General features: G+C 45.4%; 20 protein-coding genes. 13 read left to right on the forward strand and 7 right to left on the reverse strand.

The window, feature by feature from the left end; genetic code table 11:
* The first annotated feature begins 37 nt into the window (after nt 1-37).
* The 6 genes from ACOCLE_RS17850 to ACOCLE_RS17875 all read left to right on the forward strand — a co-directional run bounded on the left by ACOCLE_RS17850 (nt 38) and on the right by ACOCLE_RS17875 (nt 7073).
* Nucleotides 38-1042 carry a hypothetical protein gene (locus tag ACOCLE_RS17850; RefSeq protein WP_419533601.1) on the forward strand — a complete coding sequence of 335 codons (1005 nt, stop codon included), beginning with the start codon at nt 38-40 and terminating at the stop codon, nt 1040-1042.
* A 164-nt stretch (nt 1043-1206) separates the two neighbouring features.
* On the forward strand, nt 1207-2247 hold the full coding sequence (locus ACOCLE_RS17855) for a hypothetical protein (RefSeq protein ID WP_419533602.1): 1041 nt from the start codon (nt 1207-1209) through the stop codon (nt 2245-2247).
* 182 nt (nt 2248-2429) lie between these two features.
* The gene (locus ACOCLE_RS17860; protein WP_419533603.1) at nt 2430-3401 is read left to right on the forward strand and encodes a hypothetical protein; all 972 of its coding nucleotides are present in this window, start codon (nt 2430-2432) and stop codon (nt 3399-3401) included.
* 281 nt (nt 3402-3682) lie between these two features.
* Nucleotides 3683-4963, forward strand: a complete 1281-nt coding sequence (locus ACOCLE_RS17865; RefSeq protein ID WP_419532972.1) for an ISKra4 family transposase — start codon at nt 3683-3685, stop codon at nt 4961-4963.
* Complete coding sequence (locus ACOCLE_RS17870) at nt 4947-5969, forward strand: hypothetical protein (protein ID WP_419533604.1); 1023 nt, start codon at nt 4947-4949, stop codon at nt 5967-5969. Before ACOCLE_RS17865 ends, ACOCLE_RS17870 begins: the two co-directional genes overlap by 17 nt.
* A gap of 132 nt (nt 5970-6101) precedes the next feature.
* Entirely contained in the window at nt 6102-7073 is a 972-nt protein-coding gene (locus tag ACOCLE_RS17875; protein ID WP_419533605.1) for a hypothetical protein, read from the forward strand.
* Between the two features lie 189 nt (nt 7074-7262).
* On the opposite strand, the gene ACOCLE_RS17880 is transcribed toward ACOCLE_RS17875, so the two are convergent.
* Nucleotides 7263-8306: a transposase gene (locus ACOCLE_RS17880; RefSeq protein WP_419533005.1), complete on the reverse strand. Its 1044-nt coding sequence runs from the start codon at nt 8304-8306 to the stop codon at nt 7263-7265.
* A 129-nt stretch (nt 8307-8435) separates the two neighbouring features.
* Between ACOCLE_RS17880 and ACOCLE_RS17885 the strand changes: the two genes are divergently transcribed.
* The 3 genes from ACOCLE_RS17885 to ACOCLE_RS17895 all read left to right on the forward strand — a co-directional run bounded on the left by ACOCLE_RS17885 (nt 8436) and on the right by ACOCLE_RS17895 (nt 11063).
* A complete protein-coding gene (locus tag ACOCLE_RS17885) occupies nt 8436-9158 on the forward strand; it encodes a hypothetical protein (protein ID WP_419533606.1) in 723 nt (240 codons plus the stop codon).
* Between the two features lie 333 nt (nt 9159-9491).
* Nucleotides 9492-9869, forward strand: coding sequence for a hypothetical protein (locus tag ACOCLE_RS17890; protein ID WP_419533607.1), 378 nt, complete (start codon nt 9492-9494; stop codon nt 9867-9869).
* Nucleotides 9870-10019: 150 nt separating this feature from the next.
* Complete coding sequence (locus tag ACOCLE_RS17895) at nt 10020-11063, forward strand: transposase (protein WP_419533005.1); 1044 nt, start codon at nt 10020-10022, stop codon at nt 11061-11063.
* Nucleotides 11064-11199: 136 nt separating this feature from the next.
* Here ACOCLE_RS17895 and ACOCLE_RS17900 read toward each other — a convergent pair whose 3' ends face one another.
* The 6 genes from ACOCLE_RS17900 to glnA form a co-directional block, all read right to left on the reverse strand.
* Complete coding sequence (locus ACOCLE_RS17900; RefSeq protein ID WP_020584198.1) at nt 11200-11916, reverse strand: molecular chaperone; 717 nt, start codon at nt 11914-11916, stop codon at nt 11200-11202.
* A gap of 153 nt (nt 11917-12069) precedes the next feature.
* The gene (locus tag ACOCLE_RS17905) at nt 12070-12579 is read right to left on the reverse strand and encodes a hypothetical protein (protein WP_419533608.1); all 510 of its coding nucleotides are present in this window, start codon (nt 12577-12579) and stop codon (nt 12070-12072) included.
* A gap of 244 nt (nt 12580-12823) precedes the next feature.
* Nucleotides 12824-14284, reverse strand: a complete 1461-nt coding sequence (gene glnG / locus ACOCLE_RS17910; RefSeq protein ID WP_419533609.1) for a nitrogen regulation protein NR(I) — start codon at nt 14282-14284, stop codon at nt 12824-12826.
* A gap of 3 nt (nt 14285-14287) precedes the next feature.
* Nucleotides 14288-15346, reverse strand: a complete 1059-nt coding sequence (gene glnL / locus ACOCLE_RS17915; RefSeq protein ID WP_419533610.1) for a nitrogen regulation protein NR(II) — start codon at nt 15344-15346, stop codon at nt 14288-14290.
* Between the two features lie 411 nt (nt 15347-15757).
* Nucleotides 15758-16318 carry a DUF4124 domain-containing protein gene (locus tag ACOCLE_RS17920; RefSeq protein WP_419533611.1) on the reverse strand — a complete coding sequence of 187 codons (561 nt, stop codon included), beginning with the start codon at nt 16316-16318 and terminating at the stop codon, nt 15758-15760.
* 226 nt (nt 16319-16544) lie between these two features.
* The gene (gene glnA / locus ACOCLE_RS17925) at nt 16545-17948 is read right to left on the reverse strand and encodes a glutamate--ammonia ligase (RefSeq protein ID WP_419533612.1); all 1404 of its coding nucleotides are present in this window, start codon (nt 17946-17948) and stop codon (nt 16545-16547) included.
* Nucleotides 17949-18682: 734 nt separating this feature from the next.
* Here glnA and tnpC point away from each other — a divergent pair.
* The 4 genes from tnpC (at nt 18683) to ACOCLE_RS17945 (ending at nt 25238) form a co-directional block, all read left to right on the forward strand.
* On the forward strand, nt 18683-20188 hold the full coding sequence (tnpC, locus tag ACOCLE_RS17930; RefSeq protein WP_419532963.1) for an IS66 family transposase: 1506 nt from the start codon (nt 18683-18685) through the stop codon (nt 20186-20188).
* A 61-nt stretch (nt 20189-20249) separates the two neighbouring features.
* Nucleotides 20250-21713 carry a tRNA uracil 4-sulfurtransferase ThiI gene (gene thiI / locus ACOCLE_RS17935; RefSeq protein WP_419533613.1) on the forward strand — a complete coding sequence of 488 codons (1464 nt, stop codon included), beginning with the start codon at nt 20250-20252 and terminating at the stop codon, nt 21711-21713.
* Nucleotides 21714-21770: 57 nt separating this feature from the next.
* Nucleotides 21771-22274, forward strand: coding sequence for a dihydrofolate reductase (locus tag ACOCLE_RS17940; RefSeq protein ID WP_419533614.1), 504 nt, complete (start codon nt 21771-21773; stop codon nt 22272-22274).
* A gap of 198 nt (nt 22275-22472) precedes the next feature.
* Complete coding sequence (locus ACOCLE_RS17945; RefSeq protein ID WP_419533615.1) at nt 22473-25238, forward strand: hypothetical protein; 2766 nt, start codon at nt 22473-22475, stop codon at nt 25236-25238.
* The last annotated feature ends 8 nt before the right edge of the window (nt 25239-25246 follow it).

Below are 25246 nucleotides of genomic sequence, written 5' to 3' on the forward strand. Positions count from 1 at the left end.
AGTGTGAGCGAAGTGATGGCACAGGCAGTAATTGGTTATGTTGTATGATGTTTTCTCGATCGCTCTAAAACGTTTCCCCGCTATTATTTTCACCCTGTGGATAACTCCCTCTCTGGCGGCATTAGAGTGTGCTTCTCTCTCCGGAAACAGTGAACGGTGTGCCGACGTCATTGGAATGGAAAACCAGGAAATCACGATTCAGACAGAAGAGATTATCAATAATAGCTCCGTGATTTACGGCGAACAGCAGTACTGTATTCTTTCCTATACAAAACCCTCTGGCAACAGCAATATCAACGCCTTCAGCCGTTTACCATTTGATGTGCAGGTGGATGGTGACAGAGATGGCAATGATTTTGTCTTAAGCAACGGCAGCAATACCCTACCCGTTGCTTTTAAGTGGCGTGGCGGTGCTCCTGTGAATGGTTCGTCCATCTGGGAAGAACCGGGCCCGGGCAACCTGACGTCCGATCAACAGGGTGCCACGTCCTGTAATGAGCAGCCTTTTTCACAGGCATGGGTTCGGTTTGAACTGCTGTCTTCTGAGCTACAGAGTCTCTTGCCTGGCAGTTACAGCGGTAATTTTTCCGTCGATATTGGCCAGGACTCAACCGGTTACCATTCCGATGTTAATTTCACGGTAAATCTACCAACGCTGGTCAAGATCAGTGGACTGGATGATATGGTGCTGACTGGCCGCGGCAATAACCGCTACCGACAGGAAGAGCCGTTCTGCGTGTTTGTTTCCGGTGGCGGTGATTATCGTATCAAGGCCAGTGGTGGGGCTGGCTCTACAGAGCCTTTCTTACTTCACAATGGAGCTAATAACATTCCCTACAGGGTTCGTTTATCCAGCAATGGATCCAACCTTAACACCGTCGATCCCGGAGAATGGCTGGAAGCAACAAATAGCAGTACGTCGTTAAACTGTAATGGCAGTACCAATACGAAAGTAAGGATTGTGGTACTGGATAGCTGGATAAATGGAAAGCCTGCGGGAGTGTACAAGGGGACGCTTTATCTGACGGTGGAGCCTTCCTGAAAAGCAAAAATACACTCACGCCCCCAAAATCCGCAGAAAATACGTGCCATTTAAGCAATAACCCTTACTGATCCAGACATTCTTGCGTTAAAATAGAATTGCACTTTCGTCTAATTCTGCCACGCAACACAGCAGAAAATCGATGACTGGTTTCGGATTGGTCAGTGCAAATATTGCCTATATCGCAAGCGCATTTTCCAAAACGTTCAGCGTTAACAGGCAAGGATAAGAGTGAACTTAGAGCATGGAATGTCTGTATGTGCTTTTGTACTGAGAAAGAAACCTCCCTTCGTAATTATTTATTCATTCTACTGCTTTCATTCTCTCAACCTGGTTTTGGTTACTTTACCTTTCTAAGCAACAACGCTGTTGATATAGAAATTCCTCTGAACTGGGAGAATCAACAGTTTGATGTTCCAGTCAATCTCACATTACAGTCTTGCCGGGGAACCAGTCTGAGTGGTTGTGACTTTTTTCAGTCACAAGAGACATACTACCTGAGAGGCTCTGACTTTACGTTTCTGCACCAGGAAACGAACCAGGTCACCGAAGATATTGTGATTGGCCAAGTCAAATACAAACAGGGTAATAATGATCTGACCCTCAACAATAATGAACTTTCAGCAGGACTTCGGCCTGGGCAATATCAGGCCGTGGACAGTACTCTGACATTTACCATTTTTAATAATGCCCTGGACTCCACACTTCCCGGAACCTACATCTCAAATTATTCGTTGTTCGGAGAAGAAACTGGCTGGATTACCTACAATGACGAGGTAGACCTGCTGTTCAAAATCAAGGTTCCAGAGAGAGTCAAGGTGAGTGGTCTTAAAGACATAAGGATGACTTCGGAAGGCAACCAGGCTGTTACCAGCGAACCGATGAACTTCTGTGTTTTTTCTCAGGGAGGTACAGAATTTAAACTCAAGGCCACAGGAAAAAATGATGCTAATCAGCAGTTTTACCTCTCTCAAGGAGGAGAGCCTATAAACTACAAAATTATGCTGCAACCTGTTCTTCAGGGAGGCACTCCCCAGAGCCTATCTCCGGGTGTTTTTCTTAATGGCCTGACGGGATCTGATAGCCAGAATTGTTACGGACATACTGCAAACAATATGCAGCTATTCATTGATATCCCAGGTAATCAAAGCCTCTCCACTGGCGTATATACGGATACAGTAACAATTCATGTAGAAGCTACCTGACACTGTACTTCATGTTTTTATTCAGTAATAATTTTGACATAAGACCACCTCTGAAAAGGAGATGTTTACCTGTAGCTGTTCTGAGGCAAGCCACGGTTTTCTGTTCTTCACGGTTAATCGCTGGATAATTTAAAAGCTCTGATAACTGCGTGTTATTGGTTGCTTCACTCAGGACTGTAACCATGTCACTTTTTCGCCCATCCCTGGCTTGCCTATTTTTCCTGTTTACCAGTCAACCTGCCTTTTCTGCTTTTTATATTGATCGTGAAATTGAGTACATCGATGTCGACCTTGATGAGGTTAGTTCACAATTCACTCGTACTGTAACGGTCAGCTTTATGTCGGTATGCAATGTTGACCAGGGTTTTCCAAACTGTATTGGTGAGGAGCATAGCTACAAGTTTGGGCTTTCACAGAAAGATGCCGGTGAAAATAACAGTTTCTCTCTCTTCACCCCGAGCCCAGCACCAGACCTAGATCATCGGGATTTAAACAACGTAGTAGCAAATGCCAGTTATAGTACCCAGGGAGCAGACATACCTACTAATGGGGGAGATTGGACAGACACTTTTGAAATAAACCAGCCGCAGGGAACATGGCGTACGGCTTCTTTTGAATTAACGTTAAAAAGAGGAAGTCTTAAAAACAACTTAGCCCCGGGAGAATATCAGTCGATTTATCTTGTTGGTCGTGATGTCGGTTTTGTTGGAGGAGAAATATACAACCTCTGGGAAACCCTTGAAATACGAATTCGCAGAGCAGACAACCGAAAAGTCAAAATCAGTCAGCTCAAAGACGTTGATCTGACTGAATACAATAATAGCCAGAGCAGGGCAGAACAGATGCCATTCTGTATCTATGTCACTGATGGTGACCAGTACGTCCTGAGAGCCAATGGCAGTAATGATGATTTTAAAAACAAATTCAACCTGATCAATGGCAGTGAAAGGGTCGTTTATAAAATGGATTTCTCTCCTGATAATTCTGGCTGGCAAGCGGACATTCGACCAGGAGACAGCCTTTACGGTACTGGAAGTTCAACAGAAAATTGTGGCAATGCATTCAATGCCTGGCTACGTATCTACCTGGATGAAACACCCGTTAATAGTGGTACCTATAGCGACACGGTTACCCTCACGGTGAGCGCTGTCTAGGGGTGTTCATAAGCCTTATTAAATTCTGTATTATGACCATGTTCATTCTGGTAGTAATGAGGTTTGTTGGAAGGAGAGCCTGCCTTACCAGTTATCAAGAATAATAACGGTAGTTGCAGGAGTACTGCGTTATGCTGTTTAACGCTTTTATCTTTGTCTTAGCCCTTCTTTTCTCTGTCGTTTCCCATGCCGATAATGGGGTACTCTCTCTGAATGATTGAAACAATAGTGCTCTATTTTCACAGCTACTATGGGAACACCACTCATAATAGTTAACTGTCATGCCCGCTTCTGTTATTTCCAGCTCTACCAAAAGCATCGTTTTGCAAATTGAAGTTTCTATAGATTCAGGCAACATGCTGAATCTTGAAGATAGTTTACAGCGTGCACTCAATGAAGCCGGGCAGCTTGGAACAAAAGAGTTATTGGGGCTATTTGAATCACCCAATAAAGAACCTATCGTCGTTAATCAGCAGAAGTGGAACTACAAAGGAAAGGTTCTTAAGCACTATGAAACCTTATACGGTCGTATACCTTTGGAGCGCTCCGTATATCAGGGTGTCAGAGGTGGCAGTACTCTGGCAGCACTTGATCTTCGTGCCGGTATTATTGGTTCAGCTACCCCCAAATTTGCCAAGTCTATCGCCTGGAAATACAGCCAGATGCCAGCGCCTGCGGTAAAAGAAGATTTTGAGACCAACCATCAAAGGACGCTTTCAAATTCTTATATCAAGCATTTATCGGACAGAGTAGGTGCATTAATTGAAGACCAGCAAGACACTCACTACCACCTTCCTCCACTAAAAGAGCCTGTTGAAACAATAGCCATTGGTCTGGATGGAACCTGCATGCTGCTTTGTGAAGAAGGCTGGAGGGAAGCCATGTGTGGGACATTGAGCCTATATTCTGCAGATGGAGACAGGCTCCACACGATATATACAGCCAGTTCGCCAGAGTATGGTAAACAAAGCTTTATGAGCAAGCTCGACGAGGAGATTGCAGATCTAAAACGACTCTACCCAAATGCCACATACATCGGGGTAGCTGACGGGGCTAGAGAAAACTGGAGTTATTTGAAACAACATACCTCTGGGCAGATACTCGATTTTTATCATGCATCTGAATATTTAGCTGGAGCAGCGGAAGCACTGTTTCCAACCAGTAAGGCGAAGCGACACCAGTGGCTTGAAGACAGGCTACATAGTTTGAAAAACAAGCGTGGAGCAGCCAAAAAAATCCTTCAGGAAATTGAATCAGCCGAGCTCCCGAAAAAGACAATCGCACTGACAGAGAAGCGCTACAAAGCTGTGAGCTATTTTACAAACAATCACCAGTTAATGAATTATCATCAGGCGCTTAAACGCCATTGGCCAATAGGTTCAGGAGTTACTGAAGCGGCTTGTAAGACTCTGGTAAAGCAACGATTATGTGGTTCTGGAATGAGGTGGAAAGCAACAGGAGCGGAAGTGCTTTTGACAACAAGAGCACTGATCCAGAGTAAGGGGCGCTGGGAACAACTTTGGTCTGAGTTCATGACTGGAAAGGTTGAAGCTAACCTATGAGTCAGTTATCAAATTGAGAGAGCACCCCGATAATGACTGTAACAAGTCCGATGCCGACTGCGCCAGCAGCAATGACGGGGCCTACAACTACTGGATCAAAATAAAACGTCTCTACCCAATCGAGATGGGACAGTGGGGTGGCGAAGAGATTGCCAGTGGCGCTACCGAAGCGGCAACCGATGGTCGCCTGTTCTGCCTGATTGCCTACCGGGAAAACCGGAGTGGCCCAAAGAACCGCCAGTTGAACGATTTCCAGGTGCGCTTTGATGGCCCGAGGCGAAATGGACAGTATGTCCTTGAGAGCAGTTCCAGTGCAGCATTGCCCGTTACACTGACCCTTATGGGCGCGGATGGTGATGCCCAGAGCGGATTTTCTGATGATCTGATAAATACTCCTTTCAACTTTACGGCCAGTCAGCAGCATCAGCAGTGCAGAAATAATGAGTATATTCTGCGAGCTAAAATTAAACGCTCGGATATTCTCAACAATGCCTTTACTAACCGGTATGAAAGCCGGTTTACCTTAATTACCGAACGTTCCAGTCCTCAGCTCACGGTTGAAGTTGAATTTACCGTTTCTATTGAACTGGTGCCTATGGTCCAGATTTCTGGTCTGGAAGATATGACCATAAACCACACCGCCGGCAGCGATGTTGACCAGGGGCAGACCTTTTGTGTCTACGGCTTTGGCACCACCAGTTTAAAAATTCGCGGTGAAAGCACATACGGCAGTGGTCAGTTTTTGCTTTCCAATGGCAGTGACAATATTGAATATGGCCTGGCCGTTGGAAAAGCGGGTGGGAGTGGCCAGAGCAATATGAAAGCACTCGCTGAAGGTGGCAGCTATGTGACTCATAATTCATGGACCGCTGCTGATTCTACCTCCTGCGGCAACGGCACTTCTGAAAATATGCAGCTGAACATTACGATTCAAGATATTGAGATCAACGGTAAGCCTGCAGGTGTTTATCAAGACACGGCCTATCTGACGGTTGCTCCCGGTTAATTAACTTCAATAGATTAATTTTCAATCCCGTGATGCCTTGCCAAAAGCATTCGGTTTTCCACCATTGCCACCTTATGAATATTAATATGCAATAGATTGTAATTCAGTCCCTACTACTCAAGACAGGTCTTAATGGCAAGGCAAGCCCTTAATAAAGTCTACTTTCTGTTCGCCAGTGCCCTTTGCGTAACCTCCCTGTGCCTACCAGTTACTGCCCAAGCAGTGTTTGTGTTTCTTGATTATGAAATCAGGAAAACCGTAACTATTCCTTCTGACAACAGTGTAGATATCACTTTTGATGTTCGCTTCCGCTCATACGCGATTGAAAGCCAGCAGAAGATATACCAGAGATACCGGTTTGCCATTTCAGATGACAGTATGTCCGGTAGAGGCAATACACTGCCCAGCCAACCCAACGGTGATTATGGTGAATACATTCAGAATACAATTCAGGTATCTGGTACGCCACAGGGCATCTCACTTAAGCTGGGTAGATGGTCTACTCAGGCAGCACCTGACAATGATATTACAACATTGACGTTTACCCTGACGCTCAAGACCAGTGGCTTGAAAAAGTTATTCGATAATAAAGAGAATCTGGAGTTTTATCTGGTGGGTCAGGATGCCCAGACACCGGAGTATCACTGGCTTTCAATTCCCGTGACAATTTCACTGGCCAAACCGGGTCAGGCCAGGATATCCAAACTGGAAGATATGATTCTCCCCGCTAACAATGCCTCTGCCACTATCTATCCCTGCATCTACAGCAGCTCAGGTAAAGCCAGTGTCCTGTTTGATGCCAGAAATACGGTAAAAGGAGAAGAGTACTACCTCACGGACAGCACTCAGGCCTACAGTATTCCTTATAAAGTTGACATCCGTTTCCTGAATAAAAACGGTAAAGAGCAGGACAGTTTCAATATAGCCAAAGAGGGAGAAAAAGAGACAGAGCCCTATAAGATAAGTGGTAAGGAAGGAAACTGCCTGGATACCAAGTTTGGCTATAACTCCACCATTACCATTGAAGCAGATCAGTCCTTTGTGAACAACGCGCCTTCGGGTGTTTTTAGCGATGTCATGACGGTTGTAATCACTCCCAAATAACCTCCCCCCTGGTTCAAACCAAGACTGATTAACATACAGAGAATGTCTTTGATGACTTCAGGCAAGATCCACTACTACCCATTCGGGAGCACACAGTAATAAGCAATATTATTACGGCTAGACATATCGTTTATTCTAATAAGGTGCTGCTCAGAGTTAAGAGAACTGACTATTTTATAATCATAGAACTTACGCATTGACAGCTCTGATAAAAGATGGTCTCAGCCAGTCTTTACCATCAGAGAAGCTCTTAATGAAGTCCCAAATAGCATCCTTGAGCGCATCATTCTTAACGCGATAGATGCTACTGAGAGATTCAGATACTTTCTTGGCCTGAAGGCAGGCATACCCAAAGATAGAGGCAAAAATATGGTTCCTGACCTGCTGCTTTCCTCTCACCTGAAAGCGCTCAATACTGCAGAGTTGTTTCAGCGCCCGGTGATACTCTTCGATCGCCCAATGGTGCAGGTGAAGTTCATTAAAGCCTACCTGTGGTGATACCTCTGATCCAGCATGGGGTGTGTAGACGACGTAATGGCGCAGCTCGTTTTTTAGCCGCGTCCGGTACAAACGCACAGAACCAAAATTACGTAGCCAAACGGTTATTCCCTCTTCAGGAATCTCCAGGCTCTGCACTTGTTGGTAGTCACCCTTTTGGATAGAAACAGTACGGTTGCTTTTAACGGCAAACATAAAACCCAGACCGTTGTTTTTCACAGTCTTCAGGTTTGCGGCACTGCTATACCAGGAATCCCCCGTAACAAATGCAGGTCGTAAGCCCCATACAAGTACTTCTTTCAGCATCTCGAGAAAATAATCATTTTTGGACTTTCCGTCCGCAGAGTCATAGATACGGAAATTGACAGGAAGGCTATAGCCTTTGATATCGGTGTAATAGAGCGTTATGAGATTAATGCCCTTGACGGCTTTATGATGCTTGCCCGAGTAATGATAGCCGATGAATGCCGTGTAGTTACTGTACGGCTTATCCAGCACCGTATCATCAACCGATAGCGTGCCCCCATCAAGAATCAGCCTTGCGGCTACTTCCATGAAAAGGTCATTGGGAGCAAAGTCTTCACGTTGTAGAAAACGGTTAACGCTGTGGTGTGACATATCTCCGATCTCACTAAGGCGAGTACAGGTTGCTGATTTCGGCTCACACAATAGAAACCCTGTATATTTCGGCAAATCACACCCAGCTGTTGTAGGTCTTGTTATCTTTCTACGCACGACGACATCCGCTATTTTTTGCTGATCTAGCAATTTTTACAGCTGCCTGTCAATGCGAAAGTCCTAAATCATTAGAAACCCTGCTTAATCCTACCATTATCCTATTCTTATAAATTTCATATTAAAACAATGAATTCTATCTTAGCACCGCTCAGAGTCTGGCTTGCCGTATCACTGTTATGGCTCTCTGGCACCACAAAAGCAGCCTTCTTTTTCGATCGGGATATTGAATACATAGATGTCAATCTGGATGAGGTCGGCAATAACTTCAATCGCAATATTACCGTTCAATTTAAAACAGTATGTGAGCTGAGTGGCTGTAACCCCGTGGGCAGAGGTCAGGACTACCGCTTTGGTGTTTCCAGTCAGGATGAAGGTGAAGGAAGAGGAAAACCGTCTCTCAACCGGGATGGGCTTTCTACTTTTTTGAGGCGGGTACGTTTTCAATCCGAGACCGGTAGAAAGTACACCATCTATAGCAATGGCTGGAATAACTGGTCATCGCTTTTTGAAGCCCCTGAGAAAGTGGCAAAAGAAAGAACCGTTACTTTTGAATTAAGACTCAAGAAAAGTGGACTCACGGGCTTACAACCCGGTCAGTATAAAAGTGTCTATCTCGTTGGTCTTGATGATGAACAGACTCAATATCACGATACTCTGGAATTTCGTATTCGAAAGAAAGCAAACCGAACCGCAAAAATCAGCAATCTGAAAGATGTATCGCTAACCCAAGGCTCCGCTGGCAATTATGACGCTAGAACCATGTCGTTCTGTGTTTATGTTTCTGATGGCGGAAATATCTGCTTAGAGCCAATGGTGGCCATACTGACCACAACAATGAGTTTAACCTGAGTCAGGGCAGCAGACGGTTACCTTACCAAGTGGACTTCCGCTCTATAGGGAAAGCATGGCAGAACAGCATTAGACCGGGAACTGGTGTTACCGGCACAGGCAGCAATAAAGAAAATTGTGGTGGAAAGGACAATGCTGAAGTGAGGATAACGTTGAAAAAGCAACCCTTCGATGGAGGGCGGTATCAGGGTACTGTGACTATCACGGTAACTCCCAGCTGAAGCCCTACTACCAGAATTATAACTGGCCAGCTCTGCTCAGGAAAAATATGTTACTGGCAAAGTTGAATCATGACAGTTTGCATTCCGTACATAATTGAACTAGAAATCCTTTATGTACGTTATGCATAAACCTTCTTATGTGCCAAGGTCAAAGCCCCTAAAGGACATTCAAGAAGAAATAGTGACTCGCGATGCGAATGGTAAAAGTCACTATAAAACTCATAAAAGACTCAAGGACAGCAAAAAACCGGAACGCTTTTCTGAATTCAAAGCTCGGCTTAAATCCAGAAGTATTTCAGGGCGCTCTAGCTCTATGCTTATTTCCAGCTGCAACGCCTCTAAAAAGCAATCGGAGAAAGGCTTGGAATCCCGGGCAATTGAAAAGCGGAAATCGGATGAAACGGTTATTACTGAACCAGCTTCCAAAAAGTTGAAACTTGATACTCCAGAAGATTGCAGCTCAGCCAATACTATTAGAATTCATCCATAGCCTGAACCAAACTTTGGCCCATGTTCTATTCGAACTATTTTTTCGCATAGCAGCTATGAAGCTATCCACTACGGAGAAGAATTATAGGACTTTCGCATTGACAGGCAGCTGTAAAAATTGCTAGATCAGCAAAAAATAGCGGATGTCGTCGTGCGTAGAAAGATAACAAGACCTACAACAGCTGGGTGTGATTTGCCGAAATATACAGGGTTTCTATTGTGTGAGCCGAAATCAGCAACCTGTACTCGCCTTAGTGAGATCGGAGATATGTCACACCACAGCGTTAACCGTTTTCTACAACGTGAAGACTTTGCTCCCAATGACCTTTTCATGGAAGTAGCCGCAAGGCTGATTCTTGATGGGGGCACGCTATCGGTTGATGATACGGTGCTGGATAAGCCGTACAGTAACTACACGGCATTCATCGGCTATCATTACTCGGGCAAGCATCATAAAGCCGTCAAGGGCATTAATCTCATAACGCTCTATTACACCGATATCAAAGGCTATAGCCTTCCTGTCAATTTCCGTATCTATGACTCTGCGGACGGAAAGTCCAAAAATGATTATTTTCTCGAGATGCTGAAAGAAGTACTTGTATGGGGCTTACGACCTGCATTTGTTACGGGGGATTCCTGGTATAGCAGTGCCGCAAACCTGAAGACTGTGAAAAACAACGGTCTGGGTTTTATGTTTGCCGTTAAAAGCAACCGTACTGTTTCTATCCAAAAGGGTGACTACCAACAAGTGCAGAGCCTGGAGATTCCTGAAGAGGGAATAACCGTTTGGCTACGTAATTTTGGTTCTGTGCGTTTGTACCGGACGCGGCTAAAAAACGAGCTGCGCCATTACGTCGTCTACACACCCCATGCTGGATCAGAGGTATCACCACAGGTAGGCTTTAATGAACTTCACCTGCACCATTGGGCGATCGAAGAGTATCACCGGGCGCTGAAACAACTCTGCAGTATTGAGCGCTTTCAGGTGAGAGGAAAGCAGCAGGTCAGGAACCATATTTTTGCCTCTATCTTTGGGTATGCCTGCCTTCAGGCCAAGAAAGTATCTGAATCTCTCAGTAGCATCTATCGCGTTAAGAATGATGCGCTCAAGGATGCTATTTGGGACTTCATTAAGAGCTTCTCTGATGGTAAAGACTGGCTGAGACCATCTTTTATCAGAGCTGTCAATGCGTAAGTTCTAAATTATTGGAACGAGTAGAAAAAATAATAAAATGGTAGACAACATCGTACGATGCCTCCGCTATTACGCCTGAATGACAGCTTCCCACATAATCAATGCAGGAGTGTCGCAACAGGTTACTAATATGATATTAAAGAGAGAACTTCTGAGTCTCCTCAAACTCACCATCAAACAGGCCATACTGGATAAATCCTTTGCCTTTGGCTGCGCCCTCAGGCAAAGGCATTTCCCAGCTTTCACCGGCATAGATACGGGTACCATCGCTCAGGTCAGTACAGCTTTCTTCTTTGCTGCTGGTGCAATATTTTCCATTACGTAGAACAACATTGATGTTGCCACTGTTAGTAAACGTCATTTTGCCATTATTCAGCTTCCCGACCACTTTATACTCTGGATTCTGCGGGCGGACAAAAACCAGTGCCTGATAAGCCACCAGCAGTTTAATTGCGGTTTTCTTAGCCTCCAGATCACCCACCACCGGCCGGAATGTTACCCGATAAACCAGCTCTTTCTCTTTAGGGGTTTCCAGACTCACCAGACGCACGGTTTTACGACCACTGGGTGGAATAATGGCTTTTCCTGGCGTAGCCAGTAATTTGATTTCATTGGGATCTGTGATCCGAATACGTTCTTCTTTCTCTGTACCCGGGTTAACTACCTTGTAGACCTCGGTTTGAAGGTAAAGGTTTTCTTTATCCGGGTTGGAGACCACCACATCCTGCCGCGGCAGCTGGTCTGGCTTGAAGTAGACGATCATACGATCAAGAGACATGGTTGCCAGCGCTTGTGAGCTGGCGATAAGAGTCGCCAGCAGGCAGGCTCCACTGGCAATGCGTTTCATGAACATATAATGGTAATTCCGGTTTGCCCTGGACCAAACTTTACTGAGTTGCTTTTTAGCGCTTGAGACGACAGGGGATGAACACTGTTACCCCTATTCTATTGTCCAGAGAAATAATCTCAAATGGGTTTTTCTGTCAGTATATCCAAAACCCACTGATTACTCTGCATGAATTAGAAGGGTCGCTGGCTGCTTTGAACCCTGAAAACCCACCTCAGGCTGTGCGATCAGTTTTCGAGTACTGTTGCGACAGTCTTTTTCAACACCAAATGCCGCTGATGGCTGTTCAGTAATCCAGATTTCACGTTCAGGCTCGGTTACTTTCAGATCAATGCCCCGGATGCCATTGGCAGCAAGGCTGAACTGGGAGAGGCCACGACCTGAGATGCAAAGGGAAACCGGGCGGTCAAAGCTCAGAGTATTCGTTGGGATAATGATCGGATTACCTTCTTCATCGGTTGCGTTTTCATCCACAATGGCAACCAGTGACTCTAAAGAAGGATATACAATCAGTGTGATAGAAAATGAGCCTGAAGAGGTTTTTCCCAGCTTTCCTTGGGTGCCTGCCTCAGTTTCTGTCACCATAGTGACGGCAAAGGTAACAGAAAATAAAAGAGCCCCAATTCTCTGAAGGACTGTTTCCTGCTTAAATAATGGAATCCGTTCCACGCTTTTGCTACCTTGCTAAATCGTTATTAGTTCAGTATCGGTAGCAGCCACCAGCTCTTAATGTTAAATACTGGCAGACTTGATTATATTGGGGGACTGATTTTTCAAACCTTAAGAAATACTTTCTGAATAACTCCCCTATTTCTGGTGTTCCAAAGCCATGCTCCCCCTTTCCCTTCTGATTCTGGGTCATACTTGGACGAAAGCGGAGCATCTAAGCTGGGGAGTTATTAAAGAATAATATCTAAACGGTCAGCTCTTCCTCCTCTGAAGACTCTGAAGGTTCAAGGTTCAGCTCCTTGATCTTACGGGTAAGCGTATTCCGCCCCCAACCCAGTAGCTCAGCAGCATCCTTTTTGCGTCCACCGGTATAGGCCAGGGCTGACTCGATAACGATGGTTTCAAAAGCAGGCACTGCCTGATCAAGGATACCCACATGGCCTGCGGCCAGCTCACGATCACACCATTGGCGAAAAAGCTGCTCCCAACTTCCGAAGCCCGTAATTGCTCCCTGGTCATTATCTCCTTTATTCATCAGCTCTGGAGGCAGGTCAGAAAGCAGCACTTCCCGGCCTGAAGCCATTACCGTTAACCACCGGCAGGTATTTTCCAGTTGCCGGACATTACCAGGCCAATCCAGAGAGCTGATATAATTGGCAGCTTCCGTGTGAAGAATCTTGGGCTCCACGTCCAACTCTTTCCCCGCCTTATCAAGGAAGAAACGCGCCAGCCTTGGAATATCTTCACGCCGATCCTTAAGCCTTGGCAGATGTACCCGGATAACGTTCAGTCGGTGAAAAAGGTCTTCACGGAACTTGCCTTCTTCAACCAGTTTTTCAAGATTCTGGTGAGTTGCTGCAATAATCCGAACATCGGCCTTTACCGGTGTGTGTCCACCGACCCGATAAAATTCACCATCGGCAAGTACCCGTAACAATCGGGTCTGAGTATCTGCGGGCATATCTCCAATCTCATCCAGAAACAGCGTACCGCCTCCTGCCTGCTCAAAACGCCCACGTCGCATGCCACCCGCACCGGTAAATGCGCCTTTTTCATGACCAAAGAGTTCAGACTCAATCAGGTCACGGGGAATGGCTGCCATATTCAGTGCAATAAAAGATCGATCTGCCCGTGGGCTATGTCGATGCAACGCCCTGGCCACCAGCTCCTTACCCGTTCCTGATTCACCATTAATCAGCACCGTAATGTTGGAATGAGACAGACGGCCAATGGCACGGAATACTTCCTGCATGGCAGGGGCTTCACCAATAATCTCCGTTGACTCTTCTTCCTGCAGAGATGCCTCCGGAATCAGCGCTTCAGCCAATTGCTGCTGGCGATGCTCCTGCCCACGCTTAACCAGTGCCACAGCCTCATCAATATCAAAAGGCTTGGGCAGGTATTCAAATGCACCGCTCTGGTAAGATGACACCGCACTGTCGAGGTCAGAATGAGCGGTCATGATAATAACGGGCACATCGGGTTTCTGATCATGAACCGCCTTCAGCAGCTCCAGACCATTCATGCCTGGCATGCGAACATCGCTGATCAACACTGACGGCTCACTTTGCTCCAGCGCAGCCAGCACTTTTTCCGGCGCATCAAAGGACTGCGTTTCAATGCCTTCTGAATTCAGGGCTCGCTCCAGAACCCAGCGTATCGCCTGATCATCATCCACGATCCAGACTTTGGAATTCAAACTCATACTTCACTCCTGTGACATGTCCATCGAAAGCGGTAAATAGACATTGAATACGGTTTCGCCTGGTTTACTCTCACACTCAACCAGTCCCTGATGTAAACTGATTATCGACTGCGCCATGGGTAATCCAAGACCTGTGCCATCTGCACGACCACTGATCATGGGATAAAAAATATTTTCAATCAGTTCTGTGGGAATACCTGGCCCATTATCAATAATGGATAAATGGCAGACCAATCTTCGTCGCTGGGTGCCAATCGTAAACTGTCGTGCAATACGGGTTCGCAATGTAATCAAACCTTCAGAACGCGGCATTGCCTGATCTATGGCCTGCATGGCATTACGCACCAGGTTCAGGATGGCCTGTATCAATCGCTCAAAATCACCCGGGATATCTGGAATACTTGGGTCGTAGTCCCGTTTGAGCCTGAGCTCTCCCCCAGTTTCTGCATTAATTAACTGCATCACCCTTTCAAGTACTTCATGAATATTGAGGTCTTCCATCTTTGGTGGCTGCAGGGGACCCAGCATCTGGTCGACCAGATCACGCAGTCGATCAGCTTCCTGAATAATGATTTCGGTAAACTCTTTCAGCCCTTTATCGTCCAGTTCTCTGGCCAGAAGCTGAGCCGCACCACGAATTCCACCCAGTGGATTCTTCACTTCATGAGCCAGACCTCGCACCAGAATACGGGAGGTTTCCTGCTTGGCAATCAGCGACTCTTCTCGTGTAATCTTTTGAACACGGTCACGAGGATTGATTTCCAGAAGCAGCCTTGCTTCTCCACAGGCTATGGGTGAAATACTGTAATCGACATTAATCATTTCCCCATTGATGGGAAAGTCGGTTTCCCGGCGTGTGAACTGCTGATGCTGACTTAGACTGCGATCCAGATCAGCCCTGAAATTGTCTTCAGGAATCACGGTAGTAACTGGCTGGTTAAGCACCCGTTTCAAGCTGGTATCCAGCAGGGTTTCTGCAGCAGGGTTCAGGGTAATCACCCTGAATTCCTGGTCCAGCACCATCACCACAGTATTCAGGTTATCCAGAATGATGTTTTGCATAGTTCCTGTTTCAGGGATCATCTCAGGTAAAAGCTGCTTCATGGTCTCATGGTCAAGTCTTGTTATTGCTGTTGTCGTCTCGTTTTAATGAGAAATAGCATCAGGTATCGTGAATGCAAAAATCAAACCATCCTTCAAAGACTGGCCTCTCTTTAGCGATAATTTCCTGAACTACCCCACATCCTATCTCTTAAGCCCGATTCAATTGGCTCTTTTCAATGTGATGGCTGAAAGTTAATTCCATTTTATTAACTTTTAGACGCACCATAATAGTGCGCTTATATATTCAGAGCATCAAGTTTATTGACGATACAAGCAAGGTTTGAAAACAGGGTTATCAGGAGAGGTTGTTAGAGTAAGGAGGAAGTATCAGCTTGATACTCCCCTTTTTGGTGCAAAAGGTACTTTAAATCAGGGTGAAGGGGGGTTTATAGAAACTGCAGGTTTGAACGTCGTGCGATGCACATGGATGGTATTGTTAGAGGACTGAACCACTTTTTTCCGGTTATCTACAATTTCTACTGTCAGAGTATGGGTGCCTCGATCTATATTCTTGAGTTCAAAGCTTAACTTTCGCTTGGACTCACCAACTACATCACCATCCAGCAATAAACGAATCCTGTGACCTGAAAGAACTCTTGGTTCAGTAGCGATTCTCACCGTAAAGTTCCCCTGGCTTCGCACTGTGGCATCGTTGGCAGGCTCTACAATTTCCAGAAGAGAATACATCTCTTCACTCTCTTCTTGCGATGATACTGATGATCCGGGCCTACTGGTTGGAACTGAAGACATAGGAGTAATAGGCCGCAACTGAACTTCTTCACTGGGTTGGTCCGCAGGACGAGAGTCAGTGAAGATAATGTTTCCATCCTTATCCACCGTCTTGTAAATAGCGGCCAATGCCAAGTCCGCTAAGATCATTGGCAGAATAACTGCCAGAAAAGACTGTACCATTGCCTTTTTTATATTCATGAGCCTCTTGCTCCGGATGAAGTCTTACACGACTTATATCGCGTCGATCTTAGGTTAGCTTAATGGCTACCAATACTATTTAACAGGGAAAATCGATACTGACAATTAACACGGTACTGGCTCGCGATATTGCCAGCATACAGCCCGTCCATGGGCATAAAAAAGCCAGAGCTATCGCTCTGGCTTGAGGTAAACAACAATTTTTCAGAAAGTCTATAAGGATGCTTTAGACAGAGTAGTACAGATCAAACTCTACAGGGTGAGTAGTCTGGCTCACGGCAAGGCACTCTTCCTTCTTGAGTTCGATGTAACCATCGATCATGTCATCAGTAAATACACCACCAGCAGTCAGGAACTCACGATCAGCATCCAGGGCAGCCAGAGCTTCTTCGAAGCTGGTAGAAACTGTTGGGATCTCAGCAGCTTCTTCTGGTGGCAGATCGTACAGGTCCTTATCAGCAGCATCACCAGGATGGATCTTGTTCTTGATTCCGTCCAGACCAGCCATCATCAGGGCAGCAAAAGCCAGATATGGGTTGGCAGTCGGGTCAGGGAAACGCACTTCGATACGACGGGCCTTAGGGCTATTCACGTATGGAATACGGATAGAAGCAGAACGATTACGGGCAGAGTAAGCCAGCATTACCGGGGCTTCAAAACCTGGGATCAGACGCTTGTAAGAGTTGGTAGAAGCATTGGCGAATGCATTGATCGCCTTAGCATGCTTGATAACACCACCAATGTAGTACAGCGCTTCTTCAGACAGACCGGCATAGCCGTCACCAGCAAACAGGTTGTCACCGTTCTTGGACAGAGACATATGAACGTGCATGCCAGAACCATTGTCGCCTACCAGTGGCTTCGGCATGAAGGTAGCCGTTTTGCCATAAGCATGAGCAACGTTATGCACTGCATACTTCAGAATTTGAACTTCGTCAGCCTTCTTCACCAGAGTGTTGAATTTAACACCGATTTCACACTGACCAGCAGTACCTACTTCGTGGTGATGAACTTCAACGTCCAGACCCTGTGCTTCCATGGCATCGCACATCGCAGCACGCAGGTCATGCAGGGAGTCAACTGGTGGAACCGGGAAGTATCCGCCCTTCACTTTTGGACGGTGACCGATATTACCGCCTTCAAATTTGGCGTTGGAAGACCATGCAGCTTCTTCAGAGTTCACTTCGTAAGAAGCTCCAGAGATATCAACACTCCACTTAACGTCGTCAAAAACGAAGAACTCTGGCTCAGGACCAAAGAAAGCGGTGTCGGCAATTCCGGTAGACTTCAGGTACTCTTCAGCACGCTTGGCAACAGAGCGTGGGTCACGCTCATAACCTTGCATGGTGGATGGCTCAACGATGTCACAGCGCAGGTTAAGAGTAGCCGCCTCAGTGAATGGATCGATGGTAGCTGTACTGTCGTCAGGCATTAGAATCATGTCAGACTCATTAATGCCCTTCCAGCCAGCAATAGAGGAACCGTCGAACATCTTGCCGACTTCGAAGAATTCGTCGTCTATTTCACCAATAGGAATCGATACGTGCTGCTCTTTACCCTTGGTATCGGTGAAACGCAGATCAACCCACTTAACGTCATGTTCCTTAATCAGGCTAAGAGTCTTCGACATTTATTATTTCCTCCAGAGGACAAACACCGCACTGGCGACGAATGTATTCGGATCAGGCGGTTTACTGATCAATCTCTTTGCTTCCAGGTCTCATCAACCAGCAGCAGCTAAAGAAATACGCTTGCTGGAGCTATAGCAATAGCTATGCCACATTTTGCAACTCCACCAGATGGGATGGGCAAAATTAGTGCTCTTCGTTGAAAAATCTGAAAAAAGGTAAAAAGTGACCAAAAAACAGCCAGCTACCGACCCAGCCAGTAAGGTTATTGTTCACTTTAACGCCTTCAGGTTATCCAAGGCACATCATCCTCCCGACTCTCACGCACCTGAATAAGGCATGGCGCAGTGAGACCAGAAAGCAAAACACCCACTTTAGTGCAAGAAAAGAATACCGCGCACCAAATAGGTGCGAAATGGTTTTCAAAACACCCATCTCACAAAACAGCGGCAGACAGTGTACCCCCTTTGAAATAGGATTTGCAGTTTTACTTACACGTATAGAGACATATACCAACCCTGCCTTGATAAACCTGCTTTTCAGAGTCCTTCTCTACGGACGTTTGAGCCCTAAAGCCAGTCTTTATCACAAGGGTGTCCAGAGCACCTGGTTATTCGGTATAATGCACAATGAATTAATGTTTTAACGTAACTATTCAGCACCCTTCATATAAATCTGGAATTTTCTGATTTTTCGACCATCATCTTATACTCAATTTTTCTAACAAATCTCCAGTATGGAACCAGACTTCCCAGCTACTCCGTTTACCGAAGCTCTCCTTAAAGAGAATGAAGAGCTTCGGACCGAGAATGCGCTTTTACGGGAACGTTGCAGCGAACTGGAAGAAAGGGTTAATAAAAACAGTCAAAACAGTAGTAAGCCACCATCGTCAGATGGTTATCAAAAGCCCAGTAAAAAAGGGAGTGATAAAGGTGATACATCTTCCAAAGAAGCCCCCTGCTCCTCACAGGAAACACCGAACCCCAAAAGCCTTAGACCATCTTCAGGCAATAAACCAGGTGGCCAGAAAGGTCATCAAGGCTCTTGTTTGAGACGTGTCGCCTTACCCGATTATGTCAGGCATCTGAAGGTTGAAAAATGTTGCTGTTGCCAGTCTTCGCTTATCGATATTAAACCCACCAAATACATTGAGCGACAGGTTTTTGATCCAGGTAGACCCGGAGAATTTGAAGTTACCGCGTACTGGGCAGACGTTAAAGTATGTCCTTGTGGTAAACGGAACACCGCTGAGTTTCCCCAAGGAGTGAAAGCCGCTGCTCAATACGGAGAAGTGACTCAGGCAATGGCTGTTCATTTAAACCAGTATCACTTCATCCCATATCACCGGGTGTCTGAGTATTTCAATACTATTTATTGCATGAGTGTCAGCGCAGGCTCTGTTGCCAATTTTGTTGCCTATACCCATGAGAACCTGGCCTCTACTGAGCAGAGTATCCGCGATGCTTTACAAGAAAGTCCGGTTGCAGGAGCGGATGAAACTGGCATGCGGGTTGACGGTTCACTGTGGTGGTTACACATTATGCGAGATGACCAATGGACGCTTTACTACCTCTCAGAAAGGCGAGGTTGTGAAGCAATGGATGCAATGGGCATCCTGCTGACTTTTGCAGGCATTCTGGTTCACGATCATTGGAAGTCCTACTTTGCCTATGCGGCAGTGCATGTGCTTTGTAATGCCCATCATCTGAGAGAGCTTCAGGGAGTTGTCGATAGGGATGCGAATAAGCTGGCTCTGCGGCTGATGAAATTGCTTACGCTCTCCTGGCACTTCTGCAAGAAATACAAAGCAGCCGGTCTGACTCAAATGCCTGGTGCAATACAGCTTCGCATTGAGACGATATACGACCAAATCCTTCAAAGGGCTCTCACGAAGGAAACCGCTTATATGGAAAAACAACGACAGGTGCTTGGACGTAAGAAGGTCAGGAATACCAAGGCCTACAACCTGTTCAAAAGGCTTATTGAGTTTAAGGTTGAAACGTTGCGCTTCATGTCGGACTTTTCAATTCCCTTCGATAACAATGGCAGTGAACGTGATGCCAGGATGGCCAAACTTAAGCAGAAGATCTCAGGCTGCTTCAGAAGCGAAGACGGAGGTACCATGTTTACCCGAATCCGAAGCTATTTATCATCTGCTAAAAAGCAGGGGTTGAACATATTTCAGGCGCTTCTTAAAGCGGTTCGAAATTACAACAATACGCCTTTGCTGGGTGCTGAATAGTTACGTTTTAACTATCCGCCCCACCTGCCCGGACTATCCAGCCCACAAGGTCTCCTGATCCATGAAGTTCATCATCAAACTGTTTCCGGAAATCACGATTAAAAGTGCCCCGGTAAGAAAACGCTTTATCAAAATGCTGCGAAAAAACATTCGCACCATTCTCAAGCGCGTGGATGAGAATATTGATGTCTCGGGTGTATGGGATCATATTGAGGTCACGACCAGTAGCAATGATGAAATCCTGGTGGCAGAGGTCAGTGATCTGTTAAGCCATATTCCGGGGATTGCCTACTGGCTGCAGGTTGCAGAGCACAAACTGGTCAGCCTGGAAGATATTCTGGAAAAAGCCATAGAAGCCCATTCAGAAACGCTTGCTGGCAAAACATTCTGTGTTCGCTGCAACCGAAACGGCAAGCACGACTTCCAATCCATTGATGTAGAGCGCTTTGTCGGTGGCGGCCTGAACCAGCAGACCGAAGCCAGCGGGGTGAGCCTTAAAAACCCTGAAATAACCGTTCGTATTGATATCAAAAATGACCGCTATTTCATGACTCAGAAACGGGGAGAAGGTCTGGGAGGTTATCCTCTGGGATCTCAGGAACCGGTTCTCTCTCTGATTTCAGGTGGTTTTGATTCGACGGTCTCCAGTTTCCTCACCATGAAACGCGGCATTCGTACCCACTTCTGCTTCTTCAATCTTGGCGGACACGCTCACGAGCTGGCAGTAAAAGAAGTGGCTTTCTACCTGTGGAACCGCTTTGGTGCTTCTCACCGGGTTAAGTTCGTTACCGTACCGTTTGAAGGCGTAGTTGAAGAAATTCTGACCAAAGTGGATAACTCCCAGATGGGCGTTATTCTGAAACGGATGATGCTCAGGGCTGCCAGTAAGGTAGCTGAAGAAATGGAAATGGCTGCACTGGTCACCGGTGAAGCCATTGGTCAGGTTTCCAGCCAGACACTACCCAATCTTGCGGTGATTGACTCGGTAACCGATGCCCTGGTACTCAGACCTCTGATTACCATGGATAAGCAGGCAATTATCGATATATCCATACGAATCGGTACCGAAGAGTTCGTTCGTAATATTCCGGAATACTGCGCTGTTATCTCCAAGAACCCGACAACCCGGGCAAAGGAAGAAAAAATTGCAGCGGAAGAGGAGCGGTTTAACTTCGAAGTACTTGAAGATGCCATTCAAAGCCGACGAATGGTCTCTATCCACGATATCATTGCAGATGATCTGACCCGTGAAGAAGTTGAGGTTGTTAATGAAGTTCATCAGGGTGAAGTGATTATCGATATTCGCCACCCGACTGAAGAAGAGATTAAACCATTTACCATGCCAGGGCGTGAAGTGGTGACCATCCCCTTCTATCAGCTAAGAACACGCTTCCCTGAGCTGGACAAAGATCGTCATTACCTGCTCTACTGCGAAAAAGGTGTAATGAGCCAGCTTCACGCCATGCACCTTCGTGAAGAAGGTCATGAAAATGTTGGAGTCTTCAACCCAAAAGCTGGGCAATAATTTTTAACCTCAATACGCTTTCCAGGAGTATTGTGGATCAGAACGGAGTAGACACGGATGAAGCTGGCCCTGATAGCCGCAGTGGCAGATAACAATGCCATTGGTATCAACAATAAAATGCCCTGGTACCTGCCAGGAGACCTGCGCTACTTCAAGGCTGTCACCATGGGCAAGCCCATCATCATGGGTCGGAAAACCTTCGACTCCCTGAAAAAGCCTCTGCCTGGCAGAACTAATATCATCATTACCCGGGATAAAGACTGGACTCATGAAGGTGTCAAAGTAGTTCACAGTCTGGATAATGCGATTGCACTCGCTGAAGATATCGCCCTGATCAATGGTAACGAAGAAATCATGATCATTGGTGGTGAGCAGATCTATCGACAGGCCATTGACCGAGCTGACCGCCTTTACCTGACCCGGGTTTACCAAAGTTTTGACGGTGATGCCTTCTTTCCGGAAATCAACCAGCAGGAGTGGCGGGAAACCTCTCGGGAGGACATTCAGTCAGAAGATGATCAGCCCCTTACTTACAGCTACCTGGTGCTTGACAGAGACTGAGTGCACTATTGGTTGATGTAATTCTGATTTGTTCAAAGCGGTAATGGCGTACAAATCAGAATTATTTGGATTGTCTATAATTAGCTGAATCCGTAGAAATAACACAAGGCTAGGCTCTCAAAATCCAGATTTACTGTTAATGTGTTGTTTTTACTAGACAAATACTAAACCATTTCGGGTTACCTTAGGGAATGAGGAATGCCCCAAAAAGTATCTTCTGGCAATCACAGCCCCCATACACTGGGTAACCAGAACGCTCATTTGCCCAAAAAAAGCGCCCAAGAGAAAAAGGATATTGAATCAGCGATTCTTCAGGCAACTGAACATGCGGACTGGTCACGCAAGGTAACGTCTATACCTGGAAAAATTAAAAAATGGCTATTCCATTCCCATCGAAAAGAGCCTGTATGGGAAGTTCTAACCTCCCTTACCAAGGCGAGTTCCAATACCTATACCAGAAAAAGTTTCAGAAAAGAGAAAGAGAGAGAGAGAGAAGTAGCTGTTGCCGTATATAATCTCCATACAGATAGCCATCTTCCCCTGGATCAACTCAACAAAAAAGATATAGTTAACGGCACAGTTGCTGTCAGCACAGAAACGCTAGAAGCCATGCATGAGTCGATGAAGCTTGATGGTGTCAGCCTGGCTTACGAATATCTTAGAAAAGGGAAAGAGTTACCTTCAGGTTATTTTGATAAAGTCCTTTATCCGCAACTATTAAAGGAGGTAAATGCGTCATTCAAATGGTTGAATGATCATAATGGCACTCTGGAAGACCGCGAGGCTACCTTTTCAAAAAATCAAAAGTTTCTTAAAACAACAATAAAAATGCTTGCTAAAGAAGTAGGCTTAGTGGATGAAAAAGCTTTCTCTCTTGAATTGATGATAGAACTGGACAACAAAATAAGAAAGTCCATCGTCAAACCCATAGAAGAACTGGAAGCAACTCAAAATAATACCAGACCAAAACATGCAGCTGCTTCGGCACCCGTACTGGATCCACCCAAAAGAACCGCCTATTTCATTCGTGATAGAAGCACCGAGCATATTAAAAAAACAGTTTCACAAAAAAGATTTTTTTCAAAACTGAAGCTTAAAGAAGTTGCCAACAGGTTTAAGAGAGTCATATTGCGTAATAAGCGCAACCAGATACTGTTTGGAATTGGCGTTATTGCCGGGGTATTAATGTCAGTATTATTTCCTCCTGCTGCAGGCATTACCATTGGGGTTGCTGTAGGTGTGAGTTTAGCTGCGAATTTCAGCTATCTTGTATTCTGGACAGGTGGAACTACTGTTTTTAGAAAGCTTCGAATACTATATGGTTTAAAGAAGATCAGGCAATATGCCGATTTTGATTTTTCAAGCGTTGATCCAAAGGATGATAAAAAAAGAAAAGACCTTATCCAATGGCTTCTTTACGTTTGTAAGCACAAAAACTTTACCGCCATTTATAATGAGGCTGGAGACCTTGAAAAGCTAAAAGATAAAATTGAAAAAATGGCGGGAAAACCAGATCTACCTCCTCAGGAACTCATTAAGCTTGAAGAAGCAAAAGCACTTTATGAAAAAAAACATCAAAAGCTGAAAGAAAATTTGTTTTTCTTTGACTTGCTCAAAGAAAATGTCGCCATCCATCAGCAAGTACTTAATTATAGATACCTCAAAGATTTACAGGATTTGTGGCAGGAAAAATTTTCCGGCAAGTCTGAAGGAGAAATTAAAGAACTACTTAAGAAAGTATCCAGAGATAAGCAACTTTTGATTCACGGAAAACAGATAAAAACAGACGGCGATAACTGGGTAAGAAATATAATTCCTTCGCGGATATCAAGAAAAACATCGGTTAAAAAAGCAAGAAGCACCCCCACCCCCGCTATTGAAGATATAAAGCTATCAAACACCGACAAATCACTGTCGATGGCCAGTAGTTTCATTCAGGGATTCCTATTTAAACAGGTAAAGAACTTCTTCTTTGCAAATTTAGGAAATTTGATCAAAGTAACGGGAAGAAATGTACGCTTTGTTCCAGGAACCATTACACTCCCACAGATTACAATTCAGGGGACAGCCTTGTTCGCGGCTTTTTTCTTTTTAGATCTTTTCTCAAGCCATCAAAATTCCAAGCAAAACCAAAGAAGAATGAACGAAATCAGGACTGGAAAAAAAGGAACAACATTACAGTTATTTGGTACAAGAGAGAGAACAGAGCGAGAAGAAATTGCGACTATGCGTGCCGTAGCGAAAAATGAGGTTGAGCCTATGGTTGATCATTTACTGGAGTCTATCAAAGATATGGAAAAAATAGGCAGTGACCTTCATGATGTTCGAAAAAGAAGTCAAGCTCTTGGAAAAAAAAGCTTTGGAGCCATGAGCGATGAAGATGCAGCAATTGTCATTTTGAAATACTCTGCCTGGCAACACTTAATTAGGCAACAAGTCGATTGCGCATTTATGCAGTTTAAAGAGCTGGTTCTTTCGAAGGTGGATCATTGGAACCGCCACCTTAAGAGGCAGCTTGTAGCCCATGGAAGTAAGGCTCTGACCATCTCAGCACAGCCCCAAAGTGAAACACTTCCTTTCTTACCACAACCTGTAAGAGTCAAAAATCCAAGCATGAGTCAGCCATTATCTGCTGATGGGATGCTACAACTGAAAAATTCTGATATTTACTATAGAGTCATCCAGAACTCTGAGGCTGGAAAACTAATTGCAAAATACCGCCGTGGTGAGATTAATGAGAGAACCGCCATTAAGGAGATGCAAACTCAGCTGGATGATCTCAACCTTGATAGCTTATTTGGTTGGCTAGGCCACGCTATCTCTGATGCCAAAGATGATAAAGAAGCGACGATACTTAGGCGATTTCAATACCATGTTGAGTTAACAAAGAACCAAAGATACTCAAAGCCATACGACGCCCAACATCTTACCGACTCTCGAAGACTTATCCCCCCCGGACGATAAGGTTTTTC

The sequence above is a fragment of the Endozoicomonas sp. genome (assembly GCF_965196975.1).
Classification (GTDB): Bacteria; Pseudomonadota; Gammaproteobacteria; order Pseudomonadales; family Endozoicomonadaceae; genus Endozoicomonas.

Bases quoted from the DNA above. Each gene is read 5' to 3' on its own strand.
- ACOCLE_RS17850 (WP_419533601.1), top strand. From the start codon at position 38: ATGTTGTATGATGTTTTCTCGATCGCTCTAAAACGTTTCCCCGCTATT.
- ACOCLE_RS17860 (WP_419533603.1), top strand. From the start codon at position 2,430: ATGTCACTTTTTCGCCCATCCCTGGCTTGCCTATTTTTCCTGTTTACC.
- ACOCLE_RS17865 (WP_419532972.1), top strand. From the start codon at position 3,683: ATGCCCGCTTCTGTTATTTCCAGCTCTACCAAAAGCATCGTTTTGCAA.
- ACOCLE_RS17875 (WP_419533605.1), top strand. From the start codon at position 6,102: ATGGCAAGGCAAGCCCTTAATAAAGTCTACTTTCTGTTCGCCAGTGCC.
- ACOCLE_RS17885 (WP_419533606.1), top strand. From the start codon at position 8,436: ATGAATTCTATCTTAGCACCGCTCAGAGTCTGGCTTGCCGTATCACTG.
- ACOCLE_RS17890 (WP_419533607.1), top strand. From the start codon at position 9,492: ATGTACGTTATGCATAAACCTTCTTATGTGCCAAGGTCAAAGCCCCTA.
- ACOCLE_RS17900 (WP_020584198.1), bottom strand. From the start codon at position 11,916: ATGTTCATGAAACGCATTGCCAGTGGAGCCTGCCTGCTGGCGACTCTT.
- glnG (WP_419533609.1), bottom strand. From the start codon at position 14,284: ATGAGTTTGAATTCCAAAGTCTGGATCGTGGATGATGATCAGGCGATA.
- glnL (WP_419533610.1), bottom strand. From the start codon at position 15,346: ATGCAAAACATCATTCTGGATAACCTGAATACTGTGGTGATGGTGCTG.
- ACOCLE_RS17920 (WP_419533611.1), bottom strand. From the start codon at position 16,318: ATGAATATAAAAAAGGCAATGGTACAGTCTTTTCTGGCAGTTATTCTG.
- glnA (WP_419533612.1), bottom strand. From the start codon at position 17,948: ATGTCGAAGACTCTTAGCCTGATTAAGGAACATGACGTTAAGTGGGTT.
- tnpC (WP_419532963.1), top strand. From the start codon at position 18,683: ATGGAACCAGACTTCCCAGCTACTCCGTTTACCGAAGCTCTCCTTAAA.
- thiI (WP_419533613.1), top strand. From the start codon at position 20,250: ATGAAGTTCATCATCAAACTGTTTCCGGAAATCACGATTAAAAGTGCC.
- ACOCLE_RS17940 (WP_419533614.1), top strand. From the start codon at position 21,771: ATGAAGCTGGCCCTGATAGCCGCAGTGGCAGATAACAATGCCATTGGT.
- ACOCLE_RS17945 (WP_419533615.1), top strand. From the start codon at position 22,473: ATGCCCCAAAAAGTATCTTCTGGCAATCACAGCCCCCATACACTGGGT.